Annotated in this window: 20 protein-coding genes; 10 read left to right on the forward strand and 10 right to left on the reverse strand. The window is 59.4% G+C overall.

Annotated features, from left to right (window positions below; genetic code table 11):
• Window positions 1-163: 163 nt before the first annotated feature.
• Genes B3I26_RS22135 through lptM form a run of 6 tightly spaced genes read right to left on the reverse strand, consistent with a single transcriptional unit; the run spans window position 164 to window position 4,762 of the window.
• Window positions 164-859, reverse strand: a complete 696-nt coding sequence (locus B3I26_RS22135) for an HAD family hydrolase (RefSeq protein ID WP_296260817.1) — start codon at window positions 857-859, stop codon at window positions 164-166.
• A complete protein-coding gene (gene xerC / locus B3I26_RS22140; protein WP_296260818.1) occupies window positions 856-1,752 on the reverse strand; it encodes a tyrosine recombinase XerC in 897 nt (298 codons plus the stop codon). The genes B3I26_RS22135 and xerC overlap by 4 nt, the downstream gene beginning before the upstream one ends.
• Before the next feature lie 2 nt (window positions 1,753-1,754).
• Window positions 1,755-2,492 carry a DUF484 family protein gene (locus tag B3I26_RS22145; RefSeq protein WP_296260819.1) on the reverse strand — a complete coding sequence of 246 codons (738 nt, stop codon included), beginning with the start codon at window positions 2,490-2,492 and terminating at the stop codon, window positions 1,755-1,757.
• Window positions 2,493-2,505: 13 nt separating this feature from the next.
• Window positions 2,506-3,336, reverse strand: a complete 831-nt coding sequence (dapF, locus tag B3I26_RS22150; RefSeq protein WP_296260820.1) for a diaminopimelate epimerase — start codon at window positions 3,334-3,336, stop codon at window positions 2,506-2,508.
• Between the two features lie 4 nt (window positions 3,337-3,340).
• On the reverse strand, window positions 3,341-4,588 hold the full coding sequence (gene lysA / locus B3I26_RS22155) for a diaminopimelate decarboxylase (RefSeq protein WP_296260821.1): 1,248 nt from the start codon (window positions 4,586-4,588) through the stop codon (window positions 3,341-3,343).
• A gap of 9 nt (window positions 4,589-4,597) precedes the next feature.
• The gene (gene lptM / locus B3I26_RS22160; protein WP_296260822.1) at window positions 4,598-4,762 is read right to left on the reverse strand and encodes an LPS translocon maturation chaperone LptM; all 165 of its coding nucleotides are present in this window, start codon (window positions 4,760-4,762) and stop codon (window positions 4,598-4,600) included.
• 238 nt (window positions 4,763-5,000) lie between these two features.
• On the opposite strand from lptM, the gene cyaY reads away from it, so the two are divergent.
• A complete protein-coding gene (cyaY, locus tag B3I26_RS22165) occupies window positions 5,001-5,360 on the forward strand; it encodes an iron donor protein CyaY (protein ID WP_296260958.1) in 360 nt (119 codons plus the stop codon).
• Window positions 5,357-5,575 (forward strand): DUF1289 domain-containing protein, encoded by a 219-nt coding sequence (locus B3I26_RS22170; RefSeq protein ID WP_296260823.1) that lies wholly within the window; start codon window positions 5,357-5,359, stop codon window positions 5,573-5,575. The genes cyaY and B3I26_RS22170 overlap by 4 nt, the downstream gene beginning before the upstream one ends.
• A gap of 269 nt (window positions 5,576-5,844) precedes the next feature.
• Here the strand turns inward: B3I26_RS22170 and B3I26_RS22175 are convergent, their stop codons facing one another.
• The 4 genes from B3I26_RS22175 to argH all read right to left on the reverse strand — a co-directional run bounded on the left by B3I26_RS22175 (window position 5,845) and on the right by argH (window position 11,219).
• Window positions 5,845-8,688 (reverse strand): class I adenylate cyclase, encoded by a 2,844-nt coding sequence (locus tag B3I26_RS22175; protein WP_296260824.1) that lies wholly within the window; start codon window positions 8,686-8,688, stop codon window positions 5,845-5,847.
• A 202-nt stretch (window positions 8,689-8,890) separates the two neighbouring features.
• Window positions 8,891-9,139, reverse strand: a complete 249-nt coding sequence (locus tag B3I26_RS22180; RefSeq protein WP_296260825.1) for a TIGR02647 family protein — start codon at window positions 9,137-9,139, stop codon at window positions 8,891-8,893.
• 326 nt (window positions 9,140-9,465) lie between these two features.
• Window positions 9,466-9,759 (reverse strand): hypothetical protein, encoded by a 294-nt coding sequence (locus B3I26_RS22185; protein ID WP_296260827.1) that lies wholly within the window; start codon window positions 9,757-9,759, stop codon window positions 9,466-9,468.
• A 65-nt stretch (window positions 9,760-9,824) separates the two neighbouring features.
• Complete coding sequence (argH, locus tag B3I26_RS22190; protein ID WP_296260829.1) at window positions 9,825-11,219, reverse strand: argininosuccinate lyase; 1,395 nt, start codon at window positions 11,217-11,219, stop codon at window positions 9,825-9,827.
• A 143-nt stretch (window positions 11,220-11,362) separates the two neighbouring features.
• On the opposite strand from argH, the gene B3I26_RS22195 reads away from it, so the two are divergent.
• From B3I26_RS22195 to rsd, 8 genes are all read left to right on the forward strand, one after another.
• Entirely contained in the window at window positions 11,363-12,445 is a 1,083-nt protein-coding gene (locus tag B3I26_RS22195) for a sensor histidine kinase (RefSeq protein ID WP_296260831.1), read from the forward strand.
• Complete coding sequence (locus tag B3I26_RS22200) at window positions 12,442-13,188, forward strand: LytR/AlgR family response regulator transcription factor (RefSeq protein WP_296260832.1); 747 nt, start codon at window positions 12,442-12,444, stop codon at window positions 13,186-13,188. Before B3I26_RS22195 ends, B3I26_RS22200 begins: the two co-directional genes overlap by 4 nt.
• A 244-nt stretch (window positions 13,189-13,432) precedes the next feature.
• Window positions 13,433-14,374 carry a hydroxymethylbilane synthase gene (gene hemC / locus B3I26_RS22205; protein ID WP_296260833.1) on the forward strand — a complete coding sequence of 314 codons (942 nt, stop codon included), beginning with the start codon at window positions 13,433-13,435 and terminating at the stop codon, window positions 14,372-14,374.
• On the forward strand, window positions 14,371-15,144 hold the full coding sequence (locus B3I26_RS22210) for a uroporphyrinogen-III synthase (RefSeq protein ID WP_296260834.1): 774 nt from the start codon (window positions 14,371-14,373) through the stop codon (window positions 15,142-15,144). The genes hemC and B3I26_RS22210 overlap by 4 nt, the downstream gene beginning before the upstream one ends.
• Before the next feature lie 51 nt (window positions 15,145-15,195).
• Window positions 15,196-16,344, forward strand: a complete 1,149-nt coding sequence (locus tag B3I26_RS22215) for a uroporphyrinogen-III C-methyltransferase (protein ID WP_296260835.1) — start codon at window positions 15,196-15,198, stop codon at window positions 16,342-16,344.
• Window positions 16,341-17,588 (forward strand): heme biosynthesis HemY N-terminal domain-containing protein, encoded by a 1,248-nt coding sequence (locus B3I26_RS22220; protein WP_296260836.1) that lies wholly within the window; start codon window positions 16,341-16,343, stop codon window positions 17,586-17,588. Before B3I26_RS22215 ends, B3I26_RS22220 begins: the two co-directional genes overlap by 4 nt.
• Window positions 17,589-17,837: 249 nt before the next feature.
• Entirely contained in the window at window positions 17,838-18,365 is a 528-nt protein-coding gene (locus B3I26_RS22225; protein ID WP_296260838.1) for a disulfide bond formation protein B, read from the forward strand.
• 179 nt (window positions 18,366-18,544) lie between these two features.
• The gene (rsd, locus tag B3I26_RS22230) at window positions 18,545-19,003 is read left to right on the forward strand and encodes a sigma D regulator (protein WP_296260960.1); all 459 of its coding nucleotides are present in this window, start codon (window positions 18,545-18,547) and stop codon (window positions 19,001-19,003) included.
• Window positions 19,004-19,020: the final 17 nt, after the last annotated feature.

Consider the following 19,020-nt stretch of genomic DNA (forward strand, 5'->3'; position numbering starts at 1 on the left):
AAGAAAAGCCCGCTGTCGCTGCGGGCTTTTTTTGGGCTTGAGATACTTGGCTTTGAGTTTTCGCCTTGCGTTGTTGGCTTTGGAATTTTGGCGTGGATTTTTTGTTTTGATGCCCGTCGGCGCGATCTGCCCGAAGGGCATCCACGTAGCAGCCCCAACCTGTTTACCCCCAACGTGCCAACACCTCAGGCAACTGGGTCAAGCTATTAATCTCCGCGTCCGGCAACTTATCGGCCTCCCACGGCTTGCCTGCGGGGTTGTACCAGATCGCGCGCAGGCCGGCCTGCTGGGCGCCTGCAATGTCATCGCCGGGGTGGTCGCCGACATGAACTGCATGGCGTGCGTCAGTATTGCCACGTTTCAGCGCTTCAAGGAACGGCGCAGGATCAGGCTTGCCGATCCCCAGGTCTTCGGCGCATAACGCAAAGGCGAAGTAATCGGCAAGACCCAGGCGACGCACGTCGGCGTTGCCATTGGTTATCACCCCCAAGGTATAAGACTTGGTCAGAATCTCCAGCGTCGGCACTGCTTCCGGAAAGATGTCCAACTGGTGGCGGCCTTGCAGAAATACCTCGAAACTCTGCTCAGCCAGATCCTGCGCCTCGGCTTCGGCATAGCCTGCATCTTCCAGCGCATGAAACAGCACCCGACGGCGCAATGCGCTGATGCGGTGCTTGAAACCTGGATCAGCCGCAACCAGTCGCGAACGAATTTCCCACAGGTGCTCCACGGGTACAGGGCCTAGCTTCGGTGCATTTCGCGCCAGCCAGTCCCGCAGCATGGCCTCCGCACTGACAATGGCCGGGGCGGTTTCCCACAGGGTGTCGTCCAGGTCAAAGGTGACCAGCTTAATGCTCATTCGGAAGAATCCTTGCGTTTGGCCCTAGGGTGGGCGCTGTCGTACACCGTTGCCAGATGCTGGAAGTCCAGGTGGGTATAGATCTGAGTCGTGGTGATGTCGGCGTGGCCAAGCAATTCCTGTACGCCCCGCAGGTCCTGGGACGACTCCAGCAGGTGACTGGCGAAGGAGTGACGCAGCATGTGCGGATGCAAATTCTGCCCCAGCTCACGCTCGCCGGCGGCCTTGACCCGAAGCTGGATCGAACGCGGCCCGAGACGTCGGCCCTGCTGGCTGATGAACACCGCATCATCCTGCGGATTGGCAAGCGCTCGTTGGTTGAGCCACTGCTCCAGCGCTTCTCGGGCCTTTCGCCCCACCGGTAGAACGCGGGTCTTGCTGCCCTTGCCGAGCACTTCAACCAGGCCGTCGGCCAAGTCCAGTTGCGCGCAGTTCAGCCCAGTGAGTTCGGAGAGCCGCAACCCGGAAGAGTAGAACAGTTCGAGAATTGCCTGATCGCGGCGCGCAAGAAACTCGTCTTCCACACCGCCTTCCAGCAGTTGCAGCGTGCGGTCGGCATCCAGCGTTTTGGGCAGGCGACGCTCGCCTTTGGGCGGCGAGAGGCCGTTGGCCGGGTCGTGATCACAGAGGCCTTCGCGGTTCAGATAATGATAGAAACCGCGCACTGCTGATAACAATCTGGCAATGCTGCGTGATGATTGGCCTTGCTGGTGCAAGCGGGCGACCAGGCTGCGCATGGACTGGATATCCAGCGTCTTCCAGCTTTCGATGTGCTGCTTTTCGCAGAACCCCAGCACCTTGCTCAGGTCGCGGCGGTAAGCCTCAAGCGTGTGGCTCGACACTTGATGCTCACTGCGCAGGTGCGTGCAGTAAGCATCCAGTTGCCGTTCCATGACTAGCGAACCGAGCGCAGAGCGTTGATGAAGCGTGGCAGCAAGCGGCTCAATACATCGGCGATGTAGGTCAGGAACAGCGTGCCCACCGAGCTTTTATAATGCTGCGGATCTCGGCTGCCAATGGCCAGAACGCCATGCAGGCCCTGATGGTTCAACGCGACGATGGCGGTGGAGCCCACTTCCTTGCTCTGTTCGGCACCGAACAGGAATTCCAGCTCGTGCTCGCGCAGAGCGCCGCAAACGGTCTTGTTACCGGAAATCAAACCGCCAATGGCCTTCTGCGCATCGGCACCGCTGACCCACCGCCCCACCGTCATCGGGTTATCGCTGAACAGGATCAGGCTGACGAATGGCACCTGAAACTCCTGGCGCAGGCTGTCCTCCACGGCGATGACGATCTCTTCCAGGCTGGTGGCGTCCATCAGCGCAAGGATCAAGCGGCGGGTTTTCTCGAACAGCCGGTCGTTGTCACGGGCCACGTCCATCAGCTGTGACAGGCGATGGCGCATCTCGATATTGCGTTCGCGCAACAGTTTGAGCTGACGCTCTACCAGCGAAACGGTGTCACCTCGCTGATGGGGGATGCGCATCGCTGTGAGCAGTTCGTCATGCTCAGCGAAGAAGTCCGGGTGTTGCTGCAGCCAGGCCGCGACTGCCTCGGCTTCAAGGGCAGGCACTGTTTGGTCGACGGATGATTCGCCGGGCGTGTCGGTTGAAGTCTGAGGCAGGTCGGTCATCGGATACTCTCACTCATAGACGTACTTGGCCTTCGTAAACCCTGACAGCCGGGCCGGTCATCAGCACCGGATGACCCGGACCCGCCCACTCGATGGAAAGACGTCCTCCGGGCAGATCGATCAGCAGCGGCGATTCCATCCAGCCCTGGCTAATGGCTGCAACGGCTGCTGCACAGGCGCCCGTACCACAGGCCTGGGTCTCTCCAGCGCCGCGCTCCCAGACACGCAGTTGCGCGCGCTGGCGATCAACGACGTGAAGGAAGCCTACGTTGACCCGGGCCGGGAAGCGTGGGTGGTTCTCGATTTTCGGGCCAAGGGTGTGCACGGGTGCATTATTGATGTCATACACGCGCAGCACGGCATGCGGGTTACCCATGGATACGGCAGCCAGCTCGACGGTTTCGCCGCCGACGTCCAGCGTGTAACTGGGCGCCTGCTGCTGTGCATCGAACGGAATGTCTGCAGGTATCAGGCGCGGCGCGCCCATATCGACGCTGATCTGTCCGTCGTTGCGAATATCCAGTTCGATAATGCCGCCCTTGGTCTCGACGCGGATCTGCTTCTTGGCCGTCAGGCGCTTGTCCAGCACGAATCGAGCAAAGCAGCGCGCGCCATTGCCGCACTGCTCGACCTCAGAGCCGTCGGAATTGAAGATCCGGTAGCGGAAGTCCACATCCGGGTTGCTCGGTGCTTCGACCAGCAGCAATTGATCGAAACCGATACCGGTGTGCCGGTCGCCCCATTGCTTGGCGTGCTTGGGCAGGATATGCGCGTGCTGGCTCACGAGGTCCAGCACCATGAAGTCGTTGCCCAGGCCATGCATCTTGGTAAAACGCAGCAGCATGGGATTACTCCGGCAGCAGGCTTTCGCCGGCGTACAGCTCAGTCACGGTTTCACGGCGACGCACTTCGAACGCCTGATCGCCATCGACCAACACCTCAGCGGCACGCCCGCGGGTGTTGTAGTTGGAACTCATGACGAAACCGTAGGCGCCAGCAGAATGCACGGTCAGCAGATCACCCTCGGCCAGCGCCAGTTCGCGCTCCTTGGCCAAAAAGTCGCCGGTCTCGCAAATCGGACCCACGATGTCATAGGCGCGTGTCGCGCCTTCGCGTGGTTGAACGGCTTTGACGTCCATCCAGGCTTGATACAGTGCTGGGCGGATCAGGTCGTTCATCGCAGCATCGACGATGGCGAAATCTTTATGCTCGGTGTGCTTGAGGTATTCGATGCGAGTCAGCAGCACGCCGGCGTTGGCGACGATGAAACGGCCCGGCTCGAACATCAGTGCCAGGTCGCGGCCTTCGAGGCGCTCGCGCACAGCCTTGATGTAGTCACCTGCCAGCGGGGGCTCTTCATCGCGGTAACGCACGCCCAGTCCGCCGCCCAGGTCCAGATGGCGCAGTTGAATGCCGCAGTCGCTCAGGCGATCGACCAGATCCAGCAGGCGATCCAGCGCATCGACGAAGGGCGAGAGGGTGGTCAGTTGCGAGCCGATGTGGCAATCGACGCCGACAACTTCCAGGTTAGGCAACTGCGCAGCGCGGATGTAGACGTCTTCGGCATCTGCAATGGCGATGCCGAACTTGTTCTCTTTAAGGCCCGTGGAAATGTAGGGGTGAGTACCCGCATCGACGTCCGGGTTCACCCGCAAGGACACCGGGGCGCGTTTGCCCATCTCGGCGGCCACGACCTGCAAGCGCTCCAGCTCGTCGGTGGACTCGACGTTGAAGCAATGCACACCGACTTCCAGCGCTCGACGCATGTCATCGCGGGTCTTGCCAACGCCGGAGAATACAATCCTCTCGGCCTGACCGCCTGCCGCCAGCACACGCTCCAGTTCGCCACGCGAAACGATGTCGAAACCGGCGCCCAGACGCGCCAGGACATTGAGGACGCCCAGGTTGGAGTTAGCTTTGACGGCGAAACAGACCAGATGCGGCATGCCGTTCAGCGCATCGGTGTAGGCGCGGTATTGGGCCTCGATGTGGGCTCGGGAGTAGACATAGGTCGGCGTGCCGAAACGCTCGGCGATGGCAGACAATGCAACTCCTTCCGCGAACAGCTCGCCGTCGCGGTAGTTGAAGGCGTCCATGGTCAATCCCTAGTTGGTCGAGGTCTGATGCTTGTGCGAGTGCGATTGAGTCTGGCCGTTGCTGGCGTCGGACGAATCGTCATCGGGCAGATACAGTGGGCCTTTCTGACCGCAGGCAGAGACCAGACACGCAACAGCGAGGAGCGCGGCCAGGGAGGAAATCAGGCGCTTCATGGCGAAATCCTTTGTATAAGCATTAATTGCGCCCGAGTATACCGACCACCCGACAGATTGCCTATGCGCCAAGGTTCCCGTCCGGCGGGCCTTTGACGCAGGTGGCGGATATATGAACGACAATCGCGTGTTTTTTGGCGCGGCAGACTGCTACTGGGCGGGTATGCTTTGCAATTGGCTAGAAGCGACCGTATCTTGCGTCGCTGCGCCATCAGTAGACACTTTCGAGGTTCCTGCAATGAGTTTGACCGAAGCCCGCTTTCACGACCTGGTAGATGCGACCCAAAATTTGATCGAGGATATCTTCGACGAGAGCGGTCTGGATCTGGACCTTGAGAGTTCGGCCGGTGTGCTGACCGTGAAATTCGAAAACGGCACTCAATTCATCCTCAGTCGCCAAGAGCCGCTGCGTCAGCTTTGGCTGGCGGCGCCTGCTGGTGGATTCCACTTCGATTACGACGAAGAGGAAAATCGCTGGGTCTGCGACAAAAGCGAAGAGTTGCTGGGCGAGATGCTTCATCGTCTGGCTTTGGCGCAGGCCAGTGTTGAAATTGAATTCGACGCTGTCGACGGTCATGAAGACGGAAACCGGCAGTGACCAACGCCGCCTCCGTCAAAGCGCCTAAGCCGTTGTTCAGCAATGTCAGCGCGGCGGTGCCATCGCCGTGCATCAGCATCTGTCGGCTTGATGAGCACAAAGTGTGTACGGGATGTCATCGACACGTCGAAGACATCCGCGAGTGGCGTGCGGCGACCGATCAGCGGCGGCGGGAGATTGTGCAGCAGGCAGATCAACGCCGCGCCAGCGCCTGATTCGCAGCGTAGATGTCCTGCAGGGTTGACTTGCCTCGGACCGCGAGCTGACGAATGTGCTGGAGTCAGGGATTACCGGTGACTGAGCCACCACATTCGCCACTGTCGCACAGCTCCAGAGGTTCCCACAGGTTGCAGCAGGGCACCTCATGGGGCACCAACTCATTCCCTGTAGGAGACGCCGGAGGGGCAGTTGCAGATGGGTCGCCGGATATAGCGTATTACGTCAGCCACCCGTCTCCTGCAGGGCTAGCCCGCGATAGCCGTCATCAAGCCTCATCTAACGCCTCGTTCAACGCCTTTTCAAGCTCAGCCTTGTAGCGCAGGAACAGGATGGTCTGGCCACGCCTGTCAGCCAGGATTCCCGACAGATCCAGGTCTGTGATGTAGCAGCGATAGCAGCGTGGCTCGCTGCGCTGGTCAAGGAGCTGCCGGGCAACGACGCTATACAGCTGTTCGCCCAATTCCAGCTCCGAAAACTCCCTGCCGTCGCAATACAACGTCACGCTAACCTGGCCTGGGGACGCTTCTTCGACGATCGCCTGCACGTCGTAAAACGGCTTGTCAGTGGGCATCACCGGGCCAAGTCGTTGCTCGATCCGCCGCGCGCGTGCAGCGCCATCGGGCGTGACGCGGTAATACAGGGTATCCAGCGCTTGCGGATCGAGAGGATTATCCAGTGGCAGCAAGGCGCCGCGCCGGTACATCAGCGATTGCAGAAAACGCTGCATCGGCATCAGCAGGCTTGATTCATCGTGGTACGGCAGGTGGTGATGCCACAGCGCGTTATGTTCGTCGAGTACGTACAGATCGGCATGCGGCTCGCTGATCCGGTAGAACACCTGAATGCATTCCGGCTGCCCATAGGGAATGATCAGCGACAGGTCACTGTCATCCAGTGCCTGCGGGTCCAGATGAATCGGGCTGTAGCCCGGCAGCTCTTCGCCAAGGTATCGGTACAGCTCGGGCAGGTTTTCGAGCGCTACGTGGGTGACGTGCCCCGGCGTCATTTCCAGCACGTGATAGTGCTGCTGTACCTGGATCAAATACCGATGGTTCATTCGGCGAGACAACAGCAGTTGCGCCGTATGAATAACCTCTTCCACCCGTTGGGCGATGGCCGGAGCCCGGTTGTGACAGAAGCAACGCACGTTGATCAGCGCTTTTGGCAGCGTCGCGGTGTTGAGCAACTCGGTCAAGCACTCTAGCAAGGCGTGAGTGCCGTCGAAGCGATCGACCAGCACCTCGTTCCAGGTGGTTAGGGTGATCTGGTCGAGGGTCAGTACCAGATTTTCGCGAACCCCGGCGTAACTCAGCGAGTCGGTGCGCTCGGTGGTCATCAGGATGTTCAGGTCTTTGTGATGCTTGAGCGGGTCGACCCCGACGTTCACCAGCAGCAGGATCTCGTTTGGCACGCTCGGACGCAGCAAAGCTTCTTCGGCCACCATCCCCAGTGGCATCGGGATGCTGGCTTGCAGCGCAACTTGCAGGTTGAATAGCTCGAACTCGGTCAGGTCGCTGCTGCCAGGGTGCAGCGCCAGGCGCGTACTGCTGTCGATGACATGGTTGCGATGGCACCAGGCAAGCAACTCCAGCAGTTCGCGGCTGCGCCTGATCGGCGCGAAGGACTCCCACTCATGCACACCGAGAGTGCCGTTGTACAGGCCCCACAGATACTGGCCGGGCTCGCGTTTATTAGGCGACTGCACCAGTGTCAGCGTGTCCTCTGCCAGATCCGGCGAGATCCCCGGATTGACGAACTCGACCTTGCCCGCTTTGCGCTCGAATGCGGCGTAAAGACGACGTCCGAGGATATTAAGGTCGCGTGCGTTGATCGAGCTGATCGCGTTCTGGGTGCGGGCAAACTGAGTCAGGAATCGATAGCTGCAATTGAGCTCACTCACCAGCGCCCGGCGTTCGCCGGAAACCTGTCGCACCTTCCACTGGCTGCGACTGTCGAGCAAAGCTAACTGTCGCTCATCCCAGTTCCATTCTTTGGCCAGTCGTTCCAGCAGTAGGCGTTGCCAACCGGTGGTTCGCTGGCGGGGCAGGCCGGTGAGTTTTTTATTCACCTTCAGGTACAGGCTGCGGCGCACCAGTTCCAGCCGCTCAGGTTCGCCGCGGGCTAGCAGGTATTCCTCGATCCGCCGATAAACCATCATGTACGGATCAAGTTCGTCGAGGTCCACGCGATTGGCGAACACCTCTTTTTTCAGGCTCATGCTCAAGCAGTGTACTTGCGGATGTTCGCTGGCATAGGCTTCGGTCAGAAGCAGTTTGAGCACGGATTTGTAAGGCGACTCGATACCCTTGAATAGTTGCCAGAGCGCGGCGCCGATGAATTCTCCGGGCGGGATGTGGGACATGTTGCCCAGATCCAGAACCTCGTCTTCGCGAATGAAGCGCTTGGACAGCAATGCGTGCGTGTATTCGGCGTAGCGTGCTTCCTCATACACCGGTACCAGCCACCAGATGGGGGTACGACCGGCCAGCCAGATCGCGGTGCGGTAGAACTCGTCCAGCAACAGGTAATGCTGAGTCGTTCCGCAGTCCTCGCTGCTCAGTTGTGCATCACGCTCGCCGGCGACGAAACGTATCGGGTCAATGAGAAAGAAATGCGCCTCGGTGCCCATCGTCGCGGCCCAGGTTTCCAGCGCCTGACATTTCTTGCGCAGCTCGAGCACTTCCTCAGGCAACAGGTTCGGGTCATGGCAGATCCAGACGTCCATGTCGCTTTGATCGGCCTGGGCCAGCGTGCCGAGGCTACCCATCAGAAAAATGCCGTGTATCGGCTGCGGCGTATCTCCCCTGCGCTGTTTGTAGCAAAAGGACCGGGTCAGGCGCTGCGCCTCGAGCAGCGCTTGGGTAGTGGGCTCGTAATTGGAAACCCCTGCAGGCGTTGCGCCTGAAATATAGCCGGGCATAAGCGGGTGATTAACATGGAACAACAGCGGCAGCAGTGCCAGGACTGACTGCTGGCGGGTGGACAGACCCTCGGTGGCACGGCCCAACCGTCCTTCATTCAGGCACAGGAAGCGGTTGCGCAGCTGGCTGAGGACCTTGCGGTCGATGCCCTCATCCAGATCGGGGCGGATCTCGAAACTACGGGTCATCGCGACTCAAAGCCGACAAACGGCATTACTTGGGGCTGAGCAAGGCGACAGGGAAGAAGATGCATCAGGCGTTGTAAGGCGGCTGTGTGTATTTTCTGGCGCCAGAATTTTATCGGCGCAGCATCTTATAAATGAAGGCAGCGCGAAACCTTTATTTGATGCTTCCTTGAAAAGGTTTCGCGGCTCGGTGGCTGTGGGCGGTTCAGGCCGCTTCCTGAGCGGTGGAGAGGATGATCAGCAGCGATTGCGCGTGTTCGGCGGCATCCAGTCCAAGACTGGTGAGATAGCCCCCGTCGACCTGAGTCGTCAATCCTTTTTCGAAGAGTCGCTTGGCAGCAGCAACAGCGGTGGGAGCAGCTACGTGGTGGACTTTAAGGCCCTCCTGGGTATTGCCCAGGTTGAACAGTGACAGGATTTCCAGTTCGGCGACCAATTCAGGGGTAAACGACATAGAGGCTCCAGACTTTTGTAATGGATGACGCGGCGACGAATCGCAGACATGACAGCCCCGTAGGTCAAGCGCCTGCGAGGCATCTGGAGTGTAGTAGCGTCTGGAGATTTTGCTGAAAGTCCGTGGCCGATCATCAGACGGAGCGTCCAGGCCTCTGGCCGTAAGCGTCTGTCTTGCCGACGAGCCCCCCAAACGCAATTCACTGCAAATGGGCAGGTACAACAGTGGTGTCCCGCTTGTTGCTGCGTCGTGGTAGATCGGGCAGCTGAGCGTCCTCGGCCAGATTCAGAAGCCAATCCAAGCCAGCCGGGCCGTGGTCGGTGCTTTTACTCGCCGTCTTCCAGCTTTACACCTGGTGGCAGCTCTGGCAGGGCGCGCAGGGCTTTTTCGTACCACTCGGTGTTGAACGGGCGGTCCTCTTCCAGAATGCCGTCAATCTCCACGGCCAGCACGTGCGCCATCATTTCCAGGATGTCATAACGCTCGTAACCGACCAGCGTCAGCTTGTTGAAAGTGGCTTTGGCAGCAGGGGGGTTATCGCTTTCGATCTGGTTTTCGATGGCCTGGATCAGGGTCGATTCAGCGAACTCTTCTTCGTCGTTGTCGATCTTGTCGCTCATGGTGTTCTCGGTTTGCAGAAGGGTGTTGGGGCCGCGACTGGGTGTAGCGGCCCGTTCGAATGGACTTAGCGGCTGGCCAGCAATTGCTTGCCTCGCCCCACCGCAGCCTTGACCTGCGCCGGTGCAGTGCCGCCAACGTGATTGCGGGCATTGACCGAGCCTTCCAGCGTCAGCACCGCGAATACATCCTGCTCGATCTGATCGCTGAACTGGCGCAACTCATCGAGTGTCATTTCAGCCAGGTCCTTGCCGGTCTGCAGGCCGTATTTCACTGCATGACCGACGATCTCGTGGCAATCGCGGAACGGCAGGCCACGGCGTACCAGATAGTCAGCCAGGTCAGTTGCCGTGGAGAAACCGCGCAAGGCTGCTTCGCGCATGATCGCATGCTTGGGTTTGATCGCCGGGATCATGTCGGCGAAGGCACGCAGCGAGTCGCGCAGGGTGTCGGCGGCGTCGAACAGCGGCTCCTTGTCTTCCTGATTGTCCTTGTTGTAGGCCAGCGGCTGGCCCTTCATCAAGGTAAGCAGGCCCATCAATGCGCCGAACACGCGGCCGCTCTTGCCGCGGACCAGCTCTGGCACGTCGGGATTTTTCTTTTGCGGCATGATCGAGCTGCCGGTGCAGAAACGATCCGGAAGATCGATGAACTGGAATTGCGCGCTGGTCCATAGCACCAACTCTTCGGAGAAGCGCGAGAGGTGCATCATCGCCACGCTGGCGGCGGAGCAGAATTCGATGGCGAAATCGCGATCGGACACGCTGTCCAGCGAGTTGCCACCTACGGCTGCGAAGCCCAGCAGTTGGCAGGTCAGCTCGCGGTCGATCGGGTAGGTGGTGCCTGCCAGTGCAGCGCTGCCCAACGGCATGCGATTCGTACGTTTGCGGCAGTCGACCAGCCGCTCGTGATCGCGGCTGAGCATTTCGAACCAGGCCAGCATGTGGTGCCCGAAGGTCACCGGCTGTGCGGTCTGCAGATGGGTAAAGCCCGGCATGATGGTCTCGGCTTCGCGCTCGGCCAGCTCCAGCAAGCCTTCTTGCAGTCGAGTGATCTCAGCCAGAATCAGATCGATTTCATCACGCAGCCACAGACGGATATCGGTCGCAACCTGGTCGTTACGGCTTCTACCGGTGTGCAGTTTCTTGCCGGTGATACCGATGCGGTCGGTCAGACGCGCTTCGATGTTCATGTGCACGTCTTCCAGGTCCACACGCCATTGGAACGTACCCGCTTCGATTTCGCCCTGAATAGTCTTCAGGCCGTCGATGATGGTGTCGCGTTCGGCGTCGGTCAGCACGCCGACCTTGGCCAGCATCGTGGCGTGGGCAACCGAGCCCATGATGTCGTGACGATAAAGGCGCTGATCGAAAGTGACGGAGGCGGTGAAGCGTGCGACGAAGGCGTCGACGGGCTCACTGAAGCGGCCGCCCCAGGACTGATTGGTCTTGTCGGTGCTCATGGATTCGCTCGCTGCTCTGCTGATTACGGTACTGATGAAATATTGGCGTGCCGATTTCAAACGGCGCGGGCGATGATAACAGCATTGCTGTTTTTTATACCCGCTTGCTTGCCCGCAAGGGTGCGAGCGCAGAGACTGGAACAATGCAGACTGAGCGCGATAAACCGGGCCTGAGCGCGCTGCCCGGTAAAGAGTTTTTCCTTCCGGAACTGTGCCTGCCTCAGGCGCTGCTGGTCCTGATCGTGCTCGCCGAGTTGCTGGTGCTTGTGCTGGTATTGGTCGAACCGATGCACTCGGGTTTCGACTGGGTGCGGCTGGCGCTGATCTCGCTGTTCGTGCAGTGGATCGTACTGCTCTCGGCCGCACTGCTGTGTGGCTTGCGGCCCTGGCTTGCGCGCCTGAAAACGGGGCTTGCGGGCGTCATGGGCTGTTTGCTGGTGGTGGCAGTCACGCTGTTGTGTACGGCGGTGACCGATTATTGTCAGCTGAACGGCTCAATGCCTGTCTACAGCGACATCGAACGCTACCTTCGCTATGCATTGATTGCGTTGATCATGTCGGCGCTGATGTTGCGCTACTTTTACCTGCAGAGTCAGTGGCGCAAACAGCAACAGGCCGAGATGCGAGCCAGGATCGAATCGCTGCAGGCACGTATCCGGCCGCACTTTCTATTCAATACCCTCAACAGTATTGCCAGCCTGGTTACCAGCGACCCGATCAAGGCCGAGCAGGCAGTGCTGGACCTTTCGGACCTGTTTCGCGCCAGTCTGGGCAGTCCCGGCAGCCTGAGCACATGGGGTGAAGAGCTGGAATTGGCCCGACGTTATTTATCGATTGAGCAATATCGACTTGGCGAGCGTCTACAGTTGGACTGGGACGTCAGTGCAATTCCCGACGACTTGCCGATTCCCCAGCTAACCTTGCAGCCATTACTTGAGAACGCGTTGATCTACGGTATCGCGCCCCGTGTCGAAGGCGGTGTGATCAGGGTCGAGGCGCACTACCAACGGGGAGTATTCATATTGCGCGTCAGTAATCCCTATGACGAAGATGCCCATCGGCAAGCTTCAAGCGGCACCCAGCAGGCCCTGGCAAATATCGGCGCCCGAATCACGGCACTTTTTGGCCCTCTCGCAAGTCTCAGCGTGGAGCGCCGTGACGGTCGTCACTTCACCTGTCTACGCTATCCTTGTGCGAGACTCACGCAGGAAGCCAGAGCAATATGAATGTCCTGATCGTTGATGATGAACCCCTAGCCCGCGAACGTCTGGGCCGAATGGTCGGTGATCTTGAGGGTTATCGGGTACTTGAACCCGGAGCCTCCAATGGCGAAGAAGCCCTGACGATGATCGATAGTCTGAAGCCCGATGTGGTTTTACTCGACATCCGCATGCCGGGCCTGGATGGGCTGCAGGTTGCAGCCAAGTTATGCGAACGCGACACACCGCCAGCCGTGGTTTTTTGTACAGCCCACGATGAGTTCGCCCTGGAGGCCTTTCAGGTCAGTGCCGTGGGCTACCTGGTTAAACCGGTCCGTCCTGAACACCTGCTCGAAGCGTTGAAAAAGGCCGAGCGGCCCAATCGCGTGCAGCTGGCGGCGATGACCCGCCCTGCGGCGGAAAGCGGCAATGGTCCACGCAGCCATATCAGTGCCCGCACCCGCAAGGGCATCGAGTTGATCCCGCTGGATCACGTGATTTACTTTATCGCCGATCACAAATACGTGACCCTGCGCCACGAAGACGGCGAAGTACTGCTCGATGAGCCGTTGAAAGCGCTCGAAGATGAGTTTGGTGACCGGTTCGTGCGTATTCACCGTAATGCACTGGTGGCTCGTAGTCGGATCGAACGGCTGCAACGCACGCCGTTGGGGCATTTTCAGTTGTTCCTCAAAGGCCTTAACGGCGATGCGCTGATCGTCAGTCGCAGGCATGTGGCCGGTGTGCGCAAGATGATGCAGCAGTTGTAAACGAGTGGCCCGCGCTGGGCAGCTCGGCCTTTCGGCAACTGACCCGGGCTTGAAAGCGCTGGCGTGCAGTGTGGTTAATGAGGGTGGAAATGCTGCATTAGACGCGTGCCGTTGGCCGGCGACATGCCGTCGCATGGATCCGCACATCGATTCAGAACATGATGCGAGCAGTTGATGACAGTCATTCGGCCCGTTTGGGCTGAGCTGTTATTATCCGCCGCATTCTTTCAGTATGGATTGATTCATGTCCACTCGCGAAATCCGCATCGCCACGCGCAAAAGCGCGCTCGCTCTCTGGCAGGCCGAATACGTCAAGGCGCGCCTGCAGACAGCTCACCCGGGTCTGGTCGTGACCCTTGTCCCGATGGTCAGCCGTGGCGATAAGCTGCTGGACTCACCCCTGTCAAAAATCGGCGGTAAGGGCCTTTTCGTCAAGGAGCTGGAAACAGCGCTGCTTGAGAATGAGGCCGACATCGCCGTGCACTCCATGAAAGACGTGCCAATGGACTTTCCCCAAGGGCTGGGCCTGTTCTGCATTTGCGAACGCGAAGACCCGCGCGACGCCTTTGTGTCCAATACCTTCTCCAGCCTGGATGATCTGCCTGCCGGGAGTATCGTTGGTACGTCCAGCCTGCGCCGCCAGGCGCAACTTCTGGCGCGCCGTCCCGATCTGAAAATCCATTTTCTTCGTGGCAACGTCAACACGCGCCTGGCCAAGCTCGACGCCGGTGAATACGACGCCATCATCCTCGCCGCAGCCGGTCTGATCCGTCTTGGGTTCGAAGAGCGGATCACTTCGCCAATCAGTATCGATCACAGTTTGCCTGCGGGCGGGCAGGGCGCGGTCGGTATCGAATGCCGCAGTGTCGACACCGAGCTTCACGCCCTGCTGACTCCACTGCATCACACCGACACCGCAGTACGCGTGACCGCCGAGCGGGCGTTGAACAAGCACCTTAATGGCGGCTGCCAAGTGCCTATCGCTTGCTACGCGGTGCTGGAAAACGACCAGCTATGGCTGCGCGGCCTGGTGGGGGATCCTGCCGGGAGCGTCTTGTTGCGCGCCGAAGCCCGGGCTCCGCACGCCGACGCGCAGGCCCTGGGCGTGCATGTCGCCGAAGCGCTGCTGACACAAGGTGCGGCGAAAATCCTCAAGGCTGTTTACGGCGAGGCGGACCAAGAGTGAAGGGATGGCGTCTGCTGCTGACGCGTCCTGCCCAGGACTCGCAGGCACTTGCGGCCCTGCTGGCCGCGCAGGGTGTGTTCAGCGCGAGCCTGCCATTGCTTGAAATCGCGCCGCTACCGGTCTGCGAAGAGAATCGCACGATCATTTATAACCTCGCCGCTTACTGCGCGGTTATCGTCATCAGCAAACCTGCCGCCCGGCTTGGTCTGGACATGGTCGACGAAGTGTGGCCGCAACCGCCGATGCAAACCTGGTTTGCTGTAGGGGCCGCCACGGCGCAGATACTTGATGATTATGGCCTGCGGGTATTTTTCCCTAAATATGGCGATGACAGCGAGACGTTGCTCGAGCTGCCGCAACTTCAAGAGGCCGTTAGCGGCTACGATCCCAAAGTGCTGATCATGCGTGGCGAAGGCGGTCGGGAGCTGTTGGCACAACGGTTGCGCGAGCGCGGTGTGAGCGTCGATTATTTAGATTTGTACCGTCGCAACCTCCCCCAATACGCGGCGTTCACGCTGCCACAGCGGGTTGCCGCGGAACGCTTGAACGGGCTGGTGGTCAGCAGTGGACAGGGTTTTCAACATCTGCGCGAGCTGGCAGGCGATGCCTGGCCGGAACTTGCGCGAATGCCTTTATTCGTACCGAGCCCCCGGGTTGCTGAACTGGCGCGTGAAGCCGGGGCTCTGACCGTAGTGGACTGCCGTGGCGCCAGCGCTTCGGCCTTGCTGGCAGCGTTGCGGGAACAGCCCGAACCTGCCTCTCAGGCGTAATGATCGACGATTCGGATTACGCGATTACGCCAAAATGCAAAGGATGGATACGTGAGCGAAACAGTCTTGCCAAAAGATGACGTTGAACCGGTACTGGCCACACCTGAGCCATTTCCGGATCCAGCGCGAAAAGAGCCGTCGAATCGTCGTACCGGTAACGGTTTGGCAATCCTCGCCTTGTTGCTGGGCGCTGCGGGCGTGGCCGTCGGCGGCTGGAGCGTATGGCAGCTTCGCGCCGTTCAAGCCGGTCACCAACAGCAGTCCAGCCAACTGCAGGACATTGGCTCACAGACCCAGGCGCTCAAGCAGAGCGAACAGCAGCTGTCGACCCGTTTAGCCCAACTGCCGCCTGCGCAGGAGCTTGAAGACCGCCGTCGACTGGTGACCCAGTTGCAGGGCGATCAGCAACGCTTGAGTCAACGTTTGGAAACCGTACTCGGGGCGAGCCGCAAGGACTGGCGTCTGGCCGAGGCCGAACATCTCTTGCGTCTGGCAACCCTCAGGTTATCTGCGCTGCAGGACGTCAACAGCGCCCAGGCACTGGTGCAGGGCGCCGATGAAATCCTGCGCGAACAGGACGATCCGGGTGCGTTCGCCGCCCGGGAGCAGCTGGCCAAAAGTCTGGCCGCATTACGCAGCGTCGACCAGCCGGATCGAACCGGCCTGTTTCTGCAGCTGGCCGCCTTGCGTGATCAAACCACGCAACTGAACGCGCTGGCGCCTGAATACAAGGACAGGGGCGAATCCCTGCTGGGGCTTACCGACGGCAAAGAAGACAGTTACTGGGCCAAGTGGTGGGACAAGATTTCTCAGTACATCCGCATCGACTTCCATGCCGATAAAAACATCCGTCCGCTGCTGGCGGGGCAAAGCCTGACCGAAGTGCGCCTGGCGTTGAACCTGGCGCTGGAGCAGGCGCAATGGGCAGCCCTCAATGGCCAGGCGCAGGTATACAGCAAGGCCGTAGCGCAAGCGCACAGCGTGCTGGATGCCAACTTCAATCAGGACAATCCACAGAGCAAAGTGCTGGGCGAGCGTTTGGACGAATTGGCCAAACAGCCGGTTTCAGTGGTTACCCCTGATTTGACGCAAAGCCTGAATGCGCTGCAGGCGTATCTGGAGCAGCGGCACAGCCCGGTAGGCGGCGCGCTGGAACAACCTGCTAATGGGGACAGGGCGCAGCCAGGGAGCAAGCCATGAAGCGCGGCTATGCAATCGTCTTCGTCCTGATCATCGTTGCAGCACTGGCGGGGTTGGTGATCTCCCGGCATGCAGGTTACGTGTTAATTGCCTACGATACGTTTCGCTACGAGTCCAGCCTTTGGGCGACCTTGGCATTGATGGTGGTCGTGGTATTGCTGGTTTGGCTGGTGCGCGGTTTGATTAGGCTGCTGACTGCCTCTGGCGGTGTGGTTAATCCCTGGTCGCGACGTAACCGCAGTCGTCGCGTTCAGGTGGCAATCGAAGAGGGGCAATTGGATCTTGCCGAGGGTCGCTGGGCCAATGCTCAGCGCCATTTGCAGCGAGCTGCCGAGGCTGAGCGGCATCCGCTGCTTTACTACCTCGGCGCGGCGCGTGCAGCGAACGAACAAGGCCGCTATGAAGAAAGCGACAATTTGCTGGAGCGTGCGCTTGAACGTCAGCCACACGCGGAACTGGCAATTGCCCTGAATCACGCGCAACTGCAGTTGGACCGTGGCGACTCCGATGGTGCGCGAGTGACGCTGCAGACCATGCACGAGCGCCACCCGCACAATCCGCAGGTGCTGCGTCAGCTGCAGCGCTTGTACCGTCAGCGCGGCGAATGGCCGGAACTGATTCGGTTGATGCCGGAACTGCGCAAGGACAAAGTTCTGCCAGCGCTTGAGCTGGCGGAGTTGGAGAAGCGCGCCTGGGGAGAGAATCTGTCGCTGGCCGCCTATCAAGGCGCGGAAGGTGATGCAGGCCCTGCCGGTTTGCCAGCATTGGAAACAGCCTGGCAACAACTCACCTCGGCCCAACGTCAGGAACCGACGCTGATTCTTGCTTACGCCGAGCAACTGCGTCGGCACGGTGCCGAGGTGCAGGCCGAAGAGGTGCTGCGCAATGCCATCAAGCGCGATTACCGCAGCCCCCTTGCGCGGCTCTATGGGCTGGTGCGCGGCAGTGACCCGGGCAAGCAACTGCAGACTGCAGAGGGCTGGCTCAAGCAGCACCCGGATGATCCCGGCCTGCTGCTGACTTTGGGTCGCCTGTGCCTGCAGAGCAGTCTATGGGGCAAAGCGCGTGATTACCTCGAAGGGAGTCTCAGGCTGCAGCGCAATCCCGAAGCGTGTGCGGAGCTTGCGCGCCTATTGGCGCGGTTGGGTGAAACAGATCGCAGCAATCAGCTGTTCCAGGAAGGCTTGGGACTGTTGGACGAGCGTCTTTTGGCGCGTCCGCTGCCTACCTTGGCGCGAGCGTAAACCTGTCCATTTGATCAACATAGGCCTCCGGTCAAGGGGGCTTTTGATCGATGAATCTTTAGTTCGTGTAGGGGATTTCCCAAAATCTTGGGCGTTTTAGGTCCAATCCACGCTAGGTTGGTGCAATTTCCTATTCTCGCGGTTGGGAAATCCCTAATTACACTAAGAAATATCCTCCTCTGGTTGCCTTGAAAGCGACTCTCGCTTTCCTCTACCGTAACCGCCTTCGTCTTTTGTTACGGATTTTCCATGCATCTGGCTCGCACACGTTCCCTGTTTTGTCTGGTGTTTTTCGCCTGTGCGTTGATTGTGGGAGCGGTAATCTATCTGGAGCGGGTGGTGGGTTCTGCGCCGTGCCCACTCTGCTTTGCACAGCGGATGTTAATGCTGGCCTGTTCCGCTGTGTGCCTGATTGCGGCGCTGCATGTGCCCGCCGCCGTTGGCTGGCGTGTGTATTCTTCGATTCTGTTATTCGTTTCGCTGATCGGAACGGCGCTCGCGGGCCGGCAAGTGTGGCTACAGGCGACTCCGCCGGAAAATCCGGCTGCCTGCCTGGTTAACCTGCAGTACTTGCTCGATACACAGCCTTGGCTGAAAGTCCTGGCGTTGATCTTCGCGGGGCGCGCGGGGTGTTCCGAAATCACCTGGTCGTTCTTCGGCATCAGTCTTCCGGAATGGAGCCTGCTGGCTTTTGCGGGCGTCAGCCTGTTCGCCCTGTATTACCTATTCATTGAATTTCGCCTATTCAGATCAACGGAAGCGGGCTCAGCGGATTAAACGCTTGTATGAACTTTATCTCCTGCGTACCTTGAAGCCCAAGTCGTGCGGGCATAATCTGGCCCGCACGCGTTATCGAATCAATGCTGCTGTCGACGTTTTTCAGAGCCAGCCCACAAGGATCGGGCCGGATCGCTAAGCGACCATGCAGCATGCGCCCGAAGGGAAGAGAGAACATCATGCTGGAAAGTTGTCAGAATGCTCAGGAACGCTGGGGTGGGGTTCATAACCTGATTGATCGTTGGTTGCAGGAGCGCCACGAACTGGTCGAGGCTTACGATGTGCTTGGCGCCGAGCCTCAAGCGTTGTCTGGAACCACTCAGCAGCTGCAGGAGTTCTGCAGCAGTCTCGTTGATTATGTATCAGCAGGTCATTTCGGCGTCTATGAGCAGCTGAATGGCGAAGCCGAAGCTTTCAACGATGAACGCGGGCTTGAACTCGCCCAAACGCTTTATCCTCGTATCAACGTGATCACAGAGAAGCTGCTGGCTTTTAATGATCTGTGTGATAAAGGGAAGTGTGTGGCGGAAAAATTCAAGGAGCTGGGAGGCTTGTTGCACGAGCGCTTCGAGCTGGAAGACTGCCTGATTGAAGTGCTGCATAACGCGCATAAGCAACAGGATGCAGTCCAGACCTGACCGAGCTTGCGATTAAA

The sequence above is a fragment of the Pseudomonas sp. UBA5706 genome, from assembly GCF_002419965.1.
Taxonomy (GTDB): domain Bacteria; phylum Pseudomonadota; class Gammaproteobacteria; order Pseudomonadales; family Pseudomonadaceae; genus Aquipseudomonas.